Source organism: Cyanobacteria bacterium FACHB-DQ100, assembly GCA_014695195.1.
GTDB lineage: Bacteria > Cyanobacteriota > Cyanobacteriia > Leptolyngbyales > Leptolyngbyaceae > Leptolyngbya.
This window is the reverse complement of sequence record JACJNW010000037.1, coordinates 1-12,014: the sequence shown is the minus strand read 5'-3', so window position 1 is coordinate 12,014 and position 12,014 is coordinate 1. Positions and strand designations below refer to the sequence as shown.

At 47.7% G+C, this 12,014-nt stretch carries 11 protein-coding genes and 1 tRNA gene; 5 read left to right on the top strand and 7 right to left on the bottom strand.

Going from position 1 to position 12,014, the window contains the following annotated elements; translation table 11 throughout:
- Window positions 1–47 precede the first annotated feature (47 nt).
- From H6F51_21035 to H6F51_21010, 6 genes are all read right to left on the bottom strand, one after another.
- On the bottom strand, window positions 48–629 hold the full coding sequence (locus H6F51_21035; GenBank protein MBD1824956.1) for a Uma2 family endonuclease: 582 nt from the start codon (window positions 627–629) through the stop codon (window positions 48–50).
- A 244-nt stretch (window positions 630–873) separates the two neighbouring features.
- Entirely contained in the window at window positions 874–1,701 is an 828-nt protein-coding gene (locus H6F51_21030) for a hypothetical protein (protein MBD1824955.1), read from the bottom strand.
- A gap of 168 nt (window positions 1,702–1,869) precedes the next feature.
- Window positions 1,870–1,942: transfer RNA gene (locus tag H6F51_21025), tRNA-Arg, on the bottom strand.
- A 93-nt stretch (window positions 1,943–2,035) separates the two neighbouring features.
- Complete coding sequence (locus tag H6F51_21020; protein MBD1824954.1) at window positions 2,036–3,796, bottom strand: ribonuclease J; 1,761 nt, start codon at window positions 3,794–3,796, stop codon at window positions 2,036–2,038.
- A gap of 100 nt (window positions 3,797–3,896) precedes the next feature.
- The gene (dapA, locus tag H6F51_21015; GenBank protein ID MBD1824953.1) at window positions 3,897–4,793 is read right to left on the bottom strand and encodes a 4-hydroxy-tetrahydrodipicolinate synthase; all 897 of its coding nucleotides are present in this window, start codon (window positions 4,791–4,793) and stop codon (window positions 3,897–3,899) included.
- Between the two features lie 25 nt (window positions 4,794–4,818).
- A complete protein-coding gene (locus H6F51_21010) occupies window positions 4,819–5,859 on the bottom strand; it encodes an aspartate-semialdehyde dehydrogenase (GenBank protein MBD1824952.1) in 1,041 nt (346 codons plus the stop codon).
- A 305-nt stretch (window positions 5,860–6,164) separates the two neighbouring features.
- Here H6F51_21010 and H6F51_21005 point away from each other — a divergent pair, with 305 nt between their 5' ends.
- The 4 genes from H6F51_21005 (at window position 6,165) to H6F51_20990 (ending at window position 10,630) form a co-directional block, all read left to right on the top strand.
- Window positions 6,165–7,568, top strand: a complete 1,404-nt coding sequence (locus H6F51_21005) for a trigger factor (protein ID MBD1824951.1) — start codon at window positions 6,165–6,167, stop codon at window positions 7,566–7,568.
- A 95-nt stretch (window positions 7,569–7,663) separates the two neighbouring features.
- Window positions 7,664–8,359, top strand: a complete 696-nt coding sequence (gene clpP / locus H6F51_21000) for an ATP-dependent Clp endopeptidase proteolytic subunit ClpP (protein MBD1824950.1) — start codon at window positions 7,664–7,666, stop codon at window positions 8,357–8,359.
- 9 nt (window positions 8,360–8,368) lie between these two features.
- Window positions 8,369–9,706, top strand: a complete 1,338-nt coding sequence (clpX, locus tag H6F51_20995) for an ATP-dependent protease ATP-binding subunit ClpX (protein ID MBD1824949.1) — start codon at window positions 8,369–8,371, stop codon at window positions 9,704–9,706.
- 66 nt (window positions 9,707–9,772) lie between these two features.
- A complete protein-coding gene (locus H6F51_20990; GenBank protein MBD1824948.1) occupies window positions 9,773–10,630 on the top strand; it encodes an alpha/beta hydrolase in 858 nt (285 codons plus the stop codon).
- Here H6F51_20990 and cofG read toward each other — a convergent pair.
- A complete protein-coding gene (cofG, locus tag H6F51_20985; GenBank protein MBD1824947.1) occupies window positions 10,582–11,553 on the bottom strand; it encodes a 7,8-didemethyl-8-hydroxy-5-deazariboflavin synthase subunit CofG in 972 nt (323 codons plus the stop codon). The two genes, H6F51_20990 and cofG, sit on opposite strands and share 49 nt — an antisense overlap.
- A 349-nt stretch (window positions 11,554–11,902) precedes the next feature.
- Here cofG and H6F51_20980 point away from each other — a divergent pair.
- Window positions 11,903–12,014: photosystem II q(b) protein (locus H6F51_20980; GenBank protein ID MBD1824946.1), on the top strand; the 112-nt coding region annotated here is incomplete at its 3' end.

Genomic DNA, 12,014 nt, shown 5'->3' with positions numbered 1-12,014 from the left:
TTTGAGAAAAGAGGGGCGATCGCATTGTTTGTGCGATCGCCCCTCTTTTATGTCTCACTAAAATCAATACCTTCGTAAAGTTCTGCAATTTGAATTTCAATCCCAATTGTTCTGAGCATTAAAGTTACTGCTGGATCATCAAATTCCGAAAATAGCCATTGATTCGCAGCCGTCTTTACATGATGCTCGACATGAATTCGGTACTGGTCGATCAATAGATATTCTTGAAAATTAAGCATTGTCCGATAAGCAACGAATTTTTCACCCCGGTCGTAGTTCTGAGTCGATTTCGATAAGACCTCAGCAATAAAACAAGGATTGATCACGGTATCGGTTCGCCCGACTTGAAGCTCGATCGGTTTCGGTACAACCATGACATCGGGATAAGTGTAAAGGCTAACGCCTGGAACCCACAGACGCTGATCGGTGTAAAACGTCCGATAATTTTTCCCCTTTAGAGCAGTCTTGAGTAAAACATAGAGGTTTCCGGCAATGTCGTTGTGATTTGGTGTGCCACCAGTCATTAAGACAATCTCCCCGCTGCGGTACTCGCTCCGGGCTTCGGAGACAAGCTCTATCTCTAAATACTCTTGAGCGCTGTAGTGCTTTTTCTCGGCTTGAGCAACCATGTCCGCCTCACCTCAAGATGTTCAAGGTCTTGCTTGATTTTAGTTGAGAAGACGATCGACTGTTCGCGTTGTCGAACCTCTTGACTGAAAGACTCGTTCTTTTTCGCAATCGTACAGGGCAAGAATAATGCTTGTATCGGACAAATATCTGCCCCTTATTCATATCAATCTGTTCGGTGTCTTGCTCGATCGCTCCCCGCATTAGTGCAACATCACTTGGTGCGATCGCTCCTTCTGTTTTTGTTTAATCCCCACCACATCCTCCGCATCCTCCACACCCACCACATCCTCCGCCGTCTGATCCACAGGCAGAATCACCGCCAGCGTCACCATCATTGCCTGAAAAATCTCCCCAGTTCCATCCGCTACAACTTCCGCAACCTTCACCATTGACCCATAAACCGCGAGTGCGAGGAGTTGCTGGATTCTTAAAGGAACGAATGCTGGTAATCAGAAAATCTCTTGATCCAAGTCCTGCTCCAATTCCAATTCCAGCAATTAGAACCGCTGCTACTAGAGTGATCCTTGTGACAGAGCAGCTAATCATTAACAAAGCTAGAATGGCTAGCGTTGCAATTGTCCGAATCTGAGATTTTTGTAGTATCCAGTTTTGTTGAGTGTTCACGCGCATAAAATGCAAATCGCGCCCAAAGCGATCGCTAGGTGCAGCCCAAATTTCAACTGGGGGTGCCTGCTCAAAAAATTGCTCGTAGCTCTCTAAAGTTTTACGATACCAATCATCAAATTTCTCACTTTCAGCTTGTCCGCCACGGGTCGGCTCATGATGCAAAGGAGTTTGTAGAACCTGAGCGCAAAATTCTTCCCAGTACGATCGTGTGTAAGTTAAATGCAGATGCCAAACTTGGTCTACTGGGTCTGAAGGGGTAACTGGATGACCTGCGACGACTGCTAAAAATGCAAACTTCTTATATTCCTCAATCACGCGCTGAGCATATTCCAGCGTCCAGCCATTCTCTTTAGCGAGGCGTTTACTAAACGAGAGTTGCGAATCTTGTTGATCTAATGAGAATGCTTGAATTCGCTGATACAACTCTGCTTGCTCATTGGTCATCAATTGAGAAGACAACTCTTTAGCATTCATTAGCGTTTTTCTCAGCCTAGAGAAACTTCATCCTAAATCTAGCATCACCATTCATCATCGTCGAATTGAGAAAACTCGATCACCCATTCCATAAAAAACTCCTTAAAAGTAATTAACTTTTAAGGAGTTTATATCAAACGAGCATGGCAGGAATCGAACCTGCGACACCCAGAACCGGAATCTGGTGCTCTATCCCCTGAGCTACATGCCCTCTCGTTACTCTGTGAGTATAGCAAGAATCGCGCCGATCGCACTATTCTTGCCGTTGCAATCTGTGACGATCGCAACGGCAAGAACTCAAATCTTACGAAGCTACTTTCGCCGTAGCGCGTTGGCGAGTCGGAGCCGCCTTCACCGCAGCCGGATCAGGATTCTGCATCAAGAACACCAGCAGCGGATTGCTTTGAAGCTCACGCCGCAGCAAACGGTGGATTTCGCGCTCGATCTGAACTTGTAAGCCCGTCCAATCGATTTCGACTCGACCATCGAACGTGCTGTAGAACTCATTCCAACGATCGTTTAACACCGCCTCGATCGCTTCTTGAATTCTGCCTCGCAACTGTTCCGGATTCATCGAAGTCACGACACCCCGCAGATGCACATCCGGCTTCGCAAACAATCGACCTTCGTTCGTGATCGTCGTCGCAACCGTGACAACTCCATCACCTGCTAACTGCTGACGCTCTTTCAGAACCCGATCGTCCACCATGCCCGATCGCGACGTATCAACCAGTTCAATTCCTGCCTTGACTTTACCAGCCTTGCTGATCGAATCCTTGGTCAGTTCAACGACATCACCGTTATCGATAATCACCATGTTCTCAGCCGGAACGCCAGTGCTTTGAGCCGTTTGAGAGTGCTTAATCAGCATCCGATGCTCGCCGTGAACAGGTAGGAAGAACTTCGGACGAGTCAGCGCTAACATCAATTTCTGATCTTCTTGGCAGCCGTGGCCGGAAACGTGAATGCCTTGATCCTTGCCGTAAACGACTTTTGCGCCGTTCATCATTAGTTTATCGATCGTATTCACAACCGCGATCGTATTTCCAGGAATCGGGTTAGCAGAGAATACAACCGTATCACCTTCTCGAATCTTCACTTGACGATGTTCGCCGTTCGCAATCCGCGTCATTGCTGACATTGGTTCACCTTGCGATCCGGTTGTCAGAATCAAGACATCCTTATCCGGCATCTTCTGAGTAACGTGCAGGGGTTGAAGAATGTCGTCGCGACATTTAACGTAGCCAAGAGTGCGAGCGTGGGCGATTACGTTCAGCATCGATCGACCCAACACCGAAACTGCTCGACCATGCTTTTCTGCCAATTCCAGAATCATGTTGATCCGGTGAACTGATGAAGCGAAGGTCGTAATTAGCAGTCGTCCTTTGGCTTGCGTAAAGACGCGATCGAGATTCGGAAACACCGATCGTTCTGATGGCGTAAAGCCTGGAATCTCAGAGTTAGTCGAATCGCTGATCAAGCAATGAACGCCTTTTTCACCGTATTCGGCTAAACGCTGAAGGTCGAACTTTTCACCATCGACCGGAGTATGGTCAAACTTAAAGTCGCCTGTGTGAATCACAACGCCAACCGGAGTGTGAATCGCAACCGTGAAACTATCAGCGATCGAGTGCGTGTTGCGAATGAATTCGACGAAGAAATGCGTCCCGATGCGAACGATATCGCGCGGGCGAACCGTTCTCAGCTCAGTGCGATCGGTGACTCCCGCTTCTTCAAGCTTGCCTTCGAGCAGTGCCAGCGCTAAACGCGGGCCGTACATCACTGGAATGTCTAGCTGTTTAAGGTGAAAGGGAATACCGCCGATATGATCTTCGTGTCCGTGCGTGATAATCATGCCTTTGATCTTTTCGCGGTTCTCACGCAGGTAAGTCATATCGGGCAGCACGATATTTACGCCATGCATTCCGTCTGTAGGAAAGGCGAGTCCTGCATCGAGCAGTACAATTTCATCGCCGTATTCAAAAACGCAAGTATTCTTACCAATCTCGTGCAGTCCGCCGAGCGGAATGATTTTGAGCGCGTTTGACGAGTTGTTTTGAGTCATCAGTGTCCTTTCTAGGGTTAAGAGAAAATTGATTGAGAGATTCAGCAGGCAGCAAAATGCTCATCCTGTGATCACTGAAATATTCGGTTGTGCAGAAACTCTAGGCATGTGCCGTTTGCAGCAAGTTCAGTTCCGCCATGACTTGCTTGACTTGAAGCTTCACCTCTTCATCTGGAGAGCAAAGGGGTGGGCGGAGTGCGCCAACTTGCCATCCTTGCAAACTTAATGCGGCTTTGACTGGAATCGGATTCGTCGTAACGAATAAAGCTTTAAACAATGGAAGTAGCTCTAGGTGAATTTGGGTCGCTTTCTGAACTTGACCCTTCTCGAATGCTTGGATCATCTGCTGTAGTCGCGTTCCGACGAGATGGCTCGCAACGCTGACAACTCCTTTCGCACCGATCGCTAACATCGGCAAAGTCAAAGAATCATCTCCAGAATAAATCGCAAATTCAGATGGGGTCATCCGCCGAATCTGACTGACTTGATCTAGATTGCCACTCGCTTCCTTAATTGCAACAATATTCGGAATTTCTGAGAGTCGAGCGACGGTTTCAGCCTGGAGATTCTGGCTGGTACGACCTGGAACGTTATACAGCATCAGCGGCAAATCCGAAGATTCTGCGATCGCTCTAAAGTGATGATAAAGTCCCGCTTGCGGCGGCTTATTGTAATAAGGCACAACCTGTAATGAGCCGTCTAATCCTATTCTAGCGGCTTTTTTCGTGGCCGCGATCGCTTCTGAAGTCGAGTTCGATCCGGTTCCCGCCATTACCTTTGCTCGACCGGAAACGGCACGCTTCACAACTTGAAAGAGTTCAAATTCTTCATCCCAAGAAAGCGTTGGCGATTCTCCAGTCGTGCCACAAACGACGATCGTATCTGTACCCGTCTCGATTAAATGAGCCGCTAACTTTTCAGTGACAGCATAATCGACTGCTCCATCCGCTGTAAATGGCGTGATCATGGCAGTCAAAACAGTTCCAAAATTTACCACACTCTATTTAAACTCCTTTAAGTCACTATCGATTTGTTGCTAAAGCTGGTTTAAGCAAGTTCTTTTCGATTAGAAGTTCTGCAATTTGAATCGCGTTCAAGGCTGCACCCTTGCGAATTTGATCCCCACATAACCAGAGTTCTAAACCATTTGGGTTAGAAATATCTTGGCGAATGCGTCCAACTAAAACCTCATCCTTGCCGCTAGCATCGATCGGCATCGGGAAGTAGTTTGCGTTCCAGTCTTCGACAAGCTTGACTCCTGGGGCTTGTCGTAACAGTTCTCTCGCTTTTTCCACGCTGAAAGGAGAGTCAAACTCTAGGTTAATCGCTTCTGAGTGTGCCCGTAGAACGGGAACCCGTACACAAGTTGCAGTAATTCTCAGATCCGGCACTCCGAAAATTTTGCGAGTCTCGTTTACCATTTTCAACTCTTCTTCGCAGTACCCGGATTCATCCAGCTTCGAGTTGTGCGGAAACAAGTTAAACGCTAGAGGGTACGGCAGAATTTCAGCTTTCGGGTTTTTGCCTTGCAAAATATCGATCGATTGGTGCTTCACTTCTTCCATTGCCCGCGCACCCGCACCACTCGCGGATTGGTAAGTCGCTGCCACGATCCGCTTAATCGGCAGGACTTGATGCAATGGATAGACTGCAACCGACATCAGAATCGTCGTACAGTTCGGGTTAGCAATTACGCCCCGATGGTGTGCTGCTGCCTCTGGATTCACTTCTGGTACAACAAGCGGCACATCTGCATCCATCCGAAAGGCGCTGGAGTTATCGATCATCACAGCCCCAGCCGCAACGATATCTTTAACCCATTGCTTCGAGATTGATCCGCCTGCCGAAGCAAGAACAATATCAACATTGTTAAACGAAGCCTCATTCACGGCTTCGATCGCCAAACTCTCCCCCTGAAATGTCAGCGTTGAACCTGCCGATCGTGGAGAAGCTAACAGCTTCAATTCAGAAACAGGAAAATCACGCTGATCCAACAGTTCTAATAGTTCAGTTCCGACCGCTCCTGTCGCCCCTAAAATCGCTACTCGATAGGATTGACCCAAAATAAATTCCTCCAAACGGGCTGCAAATTAGAAAAGCTTCAATAAGAGTTGATTGACGCGAGACTTAGCAAAAATAATAAAGATGTTCGATCTGTTCTTCAGAGACTAACGTGCTTTGGGCACGAATTCAAGTGGCTGGAATGCTTTTCCGACTGCCAGTATTCCCTAAATTATCGCAGAATTGCGGATCAATTTTATTGGCTCAATCCTTAAGATTCCCTCTAATGAATCGCGCAAGCGCGACTAGAATCGGTTAGTATAGCTTACTGCTTGATAGAAATTCGCATTCTTTGTCACTTACGCCGATGAAAGTTACCCAGGAAAAGCTTCCCGCCAGTCAAATCGGGCTGGAAATTGAAATTACGCCAGAGATGTCTCAGAAAACCTACGATCGTGTGTTGCAGGACTTTACGCGATCGTTGAATGTTCCGGGGTTCCGTAAAGGCAAAGTACCACGCCAAGTCTTGATTCAACGCTTCGGAATGAATCGAATCAAAGCGGCTGTGATCGAAGAACTGGTCGATACCGGGCTAAAAGAAGCGATTAAGCAGGAAAATGTCGAGGCGCTAGGAAATTTCCAACTGCGATCGTCGTTTGATGAATTAATTGCTCAATACACACCCGGTCAAGCGCTGACCTTCTCGGCAGCGGTAGATGTCTCTCCGGAAGTGACGCTAAAGCAGTATAGAGATTTCACGCTGCAAGCAGAAGAAGTCAAGCCTGATCCAGAACGAGTCAATTCGGTGATCGAAAACTACCGGACTCAGATGGCGACGCTGGTTCCGATTGAAGATCGTCCCGCTCAGCGGGGAGACGTGAGTGTGATCGACTTTAAGGGTCGCTTCACGCCTGCTGATGGTGAAGAAGAAATTGAGGTTCCGGGCGGCGAGGCTGCTGATTTTCAGCTTGAACTCGAAGAGGGTCGCTTTATTGCAGGCTTCGTGGATGGAATTATCGGCATGAATGCTGGTGAGACTAAGGAAATTTCGGTAACTTTTCCGGAAGATTATCCCCAAGAGCAGCTTGCTGGACGACCTGCAACATTCGAGATTACGCTCAAAGAGCTGAAGGAAAAAGAACTTCCCGAAGTCGATGATGAATTCGCTAAAGAAGCAAGCGGCGATGAGTTTGAGACGATCGCCGAAATGCGCGAATCTCTAGAAAAGCGTTTCACGGAAGAAGCCGAGCAGCAAACCAAAGCTAACAAAGAAGAAGCTGTTCTCAACGAATTGCTGAATCAAGTTGAAGCCGATCTGCCCGAAACCATGATCGAGCGTGAAGTGGAATACATGGTGACGCAAACCGCCATGCAGCTTCAGCAACAAGGCATCGATATCAAGCGCTTGTTGAACAAAGACACGATTCCGATGCTGAAAGAGCGCTCCCGACCCGATGCGATCGAGCGAATTAAGCGCACGCTCGCCTTGGGCGAAGTCGCCAAGAAAGAATCGCTTAAAGTCGAAGCAGACGAACTCAACAACAAGGTTCAAGAACTGCTGAGCGAATTTGAAGGACGCGACATCGACGTAGATCGCCTCAAGAGTGCGGTTGAAGAAGACTTGCTGAAAGAGAAAATTATGGATTGGTTGACGACCAATTCGACGATCGAACTCGTTCCCGAAGGCACGCTTAAAAAAGAGGAGCCAGAAGTAGACGAACTCGATGATGACAGCGAAGCTGAAGCGGTTGAGGTCGAAGTCGTAGAGTAAGGATAACCGTCGAATCTTTAAGCATTCGGATGTCTGCCGGATAACTTAGCGTTTGTTGGCTAGAATTAGACTTGTGGAACGTAGCCGTATGCCTCATGTATAACTCCCAATCTCACGACTACATTATTCAAAACCTCAGTACGCTTGATGTCGTGTCTCAGGCTGCTCCAACTAACGTCGTTCCGATGGTGGTTGAGCAGTCTGGACGCGGCGAACGGGCGTTCGATATCTACTCGCGTCTCTTGCGCGAACGCATTATCTTTCTTGGTAGCGCGATCGATGACACGGTTGCCGATTCTCTAGTCGCGCAACTGCTCTTCCTCGAAGCCGAAGACCCTGAAAAAGACATCCAAATCTATATCAATTCTCCGGGGGGCTCGGTCACAGCCGGAATGGCGATCTATGACACGATGCAGCAAGTTAGCTGTGATGTGGTCACGATTTGTTTTGGACTGGCTGCTAGTATGGGAGCGTTCCTTCTTTCTGGTGGAACTCCTGGAAAGCGGATGTCTTTGCCGAGTTCTCGAATTATGATTCACCAGCCTTTAGGAGGTGCCCAAGGGCAAGCGGTGGACATCGAGATCCAAGCGAAAGAAATCCTTTATCATAAGCGCAAGCTGAATGAGCTACTCGCTCAACACACCGGACAGCCGCTCGATCGCATCGAAGCAGACACAGAGCGTGATTTCTTTATGTCTGCCGAAGAAGCCAAAGCTTATGGCTTGATCGACCAAGTGATTACTCGGCAGAATCTTCCCAAAGCTAACGAACCTGTCGCCGCAGCAAGATAAGAGGCAGCTATGTCAAAGTACGACTCCCATCTGAAATGTTCTTTTTGTGGCAAGTCTCAAGAACAAGTCCGCAAACTGATCGCAGGCCCTGGTGTGTATATCTGCGATGAGTGTGTGGATTTGTGCAACGAGATTTTGGATGAGGAGTTGTTTGACTCCAGCGCTGCCCCGCAACCCGTTCCGCGCCGAGAGCAAGCCCCGGAGAAACGTCGATCGCGCTCTGCCAATATTTCTCTAAATCAGTTGCCTAAACCGCGTGAGATTAAGAAATATTTGGATGAGCATGTAATTGGTCAAGACGAGGCAAAGAAAGTTCTCTCGGTTGCGGTTTACAATCACTACAAACGCTTGAGCTTCCTTCAAGCAAAGAGCAACGGCAAATCCTCTCCGGATGATACGGTCGAGCTTCAGAAGTCAAACATCCTTCTGATTGGGCCGACTGGATGCGGTAAAACGCTTCTGGCTCAGACTCTTGCTGAAATTCTTGATGTCCCGTTTGCTGTGGCAGACGCAACCACGTTAACCGAAGCAGGTTATGTGGGCGAAGATGTCGAAAACATTCTTCTTCGGTTACTCCAAGTTGCCGATCTTGATGTGGAAGAGGCGCAGCGCGGAATTATCTATATCGATGAGATCGATAAGATTGCTCGGAAGAGCGAGAACCCCTCAATTACTCGTGATGTTTCGGGTGAAGGCGTTCAACAAGCTCTCCTGAAGATGTTAGAAGGTACGATCGCAAATGTGCCTCCCCAGGGTGGGCGAAAGCACCCCTACCAAGACTGCATTCAAATTGACACCAGCAATATTCTATTTATCTGCGGCGGTGCGTTTGTGGGACTCGATAAAGCAGTTGAGCAGCGCATGGGTAAACGGGCAATGGGCTTCGTTCAATCCGGCGAACAATCCAAAGAGAAGCGTACTGCAGATGTCCTACAACATTTAGAACCCGATGATCTCGTAAAATTTGGTTTAATTCCTGAATTCATTGGACGAATTCCAGTCATGGCAGTGGTTGATCCGCTCGATGAAGACGCGCTGGCTGAAATCTTAACTGAGCCAAAGAATGCACTGGTCAAGCAGTTCCAGAAACTGTTGAAAATGGACAACGTGCAGCTTGAATTTAAGCCTGATGCAGTGAGAGCGATCGCACAAGAAGCGTATCGTCGTAAAACCGGAGCGCGTGCCCTTCGCAGCATTGTCGAAGAAATGATGCTCGATATTATGTATGAGTTGCCCTCACGTAAAGATGTGACTCGTTGTACAATCACTCGCGAAATGGTTGAGAAGCGATCGACGGCTGAACTGCTCCTACATCCTTCCTCAATTCCAAAACCGGAATCAGCATAAAGCTTGAGTGGCAGATTAAAAACGGGATGATACCCTAAACGTTAGAAACGTTTCAATCTGCTCAGCATGGCTTACATTTTAGTCAATGGCTTTAATCATTATTACGAATGGCTTACTGAATCGGAAGACAATCAACCGAGCGGTAAGCCTGTTTTAGTTTTTATTCATGGTTGGGGTGGGTCTGCCAAATATTGGGAAAGTACAGCCCGATCGCTCTCGCACCATTTCGATTGTCTGTTGTACGATATGCGTGGTTTTGGGCGATCGAGAATGGATGCCGCGCCCGAATCGACCTATCACCTAGATGATTATGTGAGAGATTTAGCAGGGCTGCTTGTCGCCCTAAGGCTTCAAAAAGTTTGTCTCAACGCTCATTCAACCGGCTCTTCGATCGCGGTTCTATTCCTGAATCGCTACGCAGAATTGGTCGATCGTGCGGTTCTTACTTGTAGCGGTATTTTTGAATATCAGGAAAGAGCATTCAAAGCCTTCCATAAGTTCGGTGGATACGTGGTGAAATTCCGCCTACCGTGGCTGTATAGCTTACCGTTTACCGATCGTTTATTTATGCAGCGATTTCTGCATCAATCGGTGCCACGCGACATGAGCCGCGCTTTTCTGGCTGACTTCTTGTTAGCAGATGAAGCGGCAGCACTCGGAACAATGTTTTCTGCTGTAAGCGAAGAAGCAGCGATGACAATGCCTGCTGAATTCGCTCGAATTTTGGTTCCGACGTTGCTAATTTCGGGTGAGCACGACAAGATTATTCCTGCTGGAATGGGAGAAAAAGCGGCGGCATTGAGCGATCAAGTTCAGCACATTACAATTCCCAATACGGCTCATTTTCCGATGCTTGAAGACCCCAAAACATATCTTCAGTACGTGACAGACTTTTTAGGTGTTGCAAGCCCAGCAGTTCTGTAGCGTTGAACAGCAGTTTGCAATCGTTCAGGAAGCCAGCGATCGTACTGTGCGTAGATTGGCAATCGTTGGACTAGATTGAATCCATGTGATTCAAGTAATACCGCTAAGTCTGCCGCTTCTGGATGGGGATAATCTGGATTCACTTCATCGTGTGGGCTAATTCCGCCTAAATCTTCTGCACCTGCCTCTAGACAAGCAAGGAGATCGTGTTGAATAAGATTTGGGGGGATCTGGATTGCGATCGATTCTGCCAGAATCTTACGCGCAATCTTGATTAATTCGATTAATTGCCCTGGCTGAAAAGCTGTCTGAGAAAGGCTTTCTTTCTGACCGGGGCTGTAAGGCTGCAAGATGACTTCCTGAATATGACCAAAGCGATCGTGAATTCGAGCAATCTCCTCTAGCGTGTCAATACGATCGCGCTCGTTTTCCCCAAGTCCTAGCAGCAATCCTGTTGTAAAAGGAACCTTTAGTTCTCCTGCCCAGGCTAATTGCTGCGATCGTAAGGCTGGAACTTTACTGGGTGCATGCCGATGAACGGTTTCCAATAAGGTTGGTGTCATTTGCTCCAGCATCAACCCCATTGACACATTCACTGTTCTTAGCCTGGACATCTCATCAAAGGTGAGAATTCCCGCATTTGTATGAGGTAAAAACCCCATCGAGAGCGCTAGCTCACAAAGCGCAAAGATTCGATCAAACCAGGCAGACCGAACCGGGTGCTGAGGATGAACCTCGCCACTCAGAATCAGGATTTCAATAACGTTTTGAGACTGAAGGCGCTCTAAAGTTTTTTCTGCTTGAGATAGGCTTAACCACTCATCTTGCCCTGGTTCCGCCCGAAAGTTGCAATACGTACAGCGATTAAAGCATTCATAGGTTGGAACAATTGTATAAGCCGGACTGTAAGTAATCGATCGCATTCCTACACAAAGATTAGATTCTCTATCTGGGATAACAGATCTGCTGTTCGCTGGCTATCCTTCTGGCGTTTACTCGTTCATCTGCCACTTTAGAACTGATAAGCGCTTCTTAAAGATGAATACGAGATCAGCGCTGGCACTTCTAAGAATCCGCACTTGTTCTCGTTTCTGGAGACAAGACCCGCAAACACGAAATCGCTGATTCTCAGGGAATGAAGAAATTGTTACATGAGGTGAGCGAAAACTTAATTCTCCTCTTTACAAAACGAAATAAATCTCTTAATCTAGATTAAGAGATTGATTCGTCAATCTAATCTTTGAGTAAACCAATTAGCACTCATACAAAATCATGACAACGACCTTACAGAGACGCGAAAGCGCCAACCTGTGGGCGCAGTTCTGCAACTGGGTGACCTCGACCGACAACCGCCTCTACGTAGGCTGGTTCGGCGTGTTGATGA

Bases quoted from the DNA above. Each gene is read 5' to 3' on its own strand.
- clpX (MBD1824949.1), top strand. From the start codon at position 8,369: ATGTCAAAGTACGACTCCCATCTGAAATGTTCTTTTTGTGGCAAGTCT.
- H6F51_20990 (MBD1824948.1), top strand. From the start codon at position 9,773: ATGGCTTACATTTTAGTCAATGGCTTTAATCATTATTACGAATGGCTT.
- clpP (MBD1824950.1), top strand. From the start codon at position 7,664: ATGTATAACTCCCAATCTCACGACTACATTATTCAAAACCTCAGTACG.
- H6F51_21020 (MBD1824954.1), bottom strand. From the start codon at position 3,796: ATGACTCAAAACAACTCGTCAAACGCGCTCAAAATCATTCCGCTCGGC.
- H6F51_21005 (MBD1824951.1), top strand. From the start codon at position 6,165: ATGAAAGTTACCCAGGAAAAGCTTCCCGCCAGTCAAATCGGGCTGGAA.
- cofG (MBD1824947.1), bottom strand. From the start codon at position 11,553: ATGCGATCGATTACTTACAGTCCGGCTTATACAATTGTTCCAACCTAT.
- H6F51_21035 (MBD1824956.1), bottom strand. From the start codon at position 629: ATGGTTGCTCAAGCCGAGAAAAAGCACTACAGCGCTCAAGAGTATTTA.
- H6F51_21030 (MBD1824955.1), bottom strand. From the start codon at position 1,701: ATGACCAATGAGCAAGCAGAGTTGTATCAGCGAATTCAAGCATTCTCA.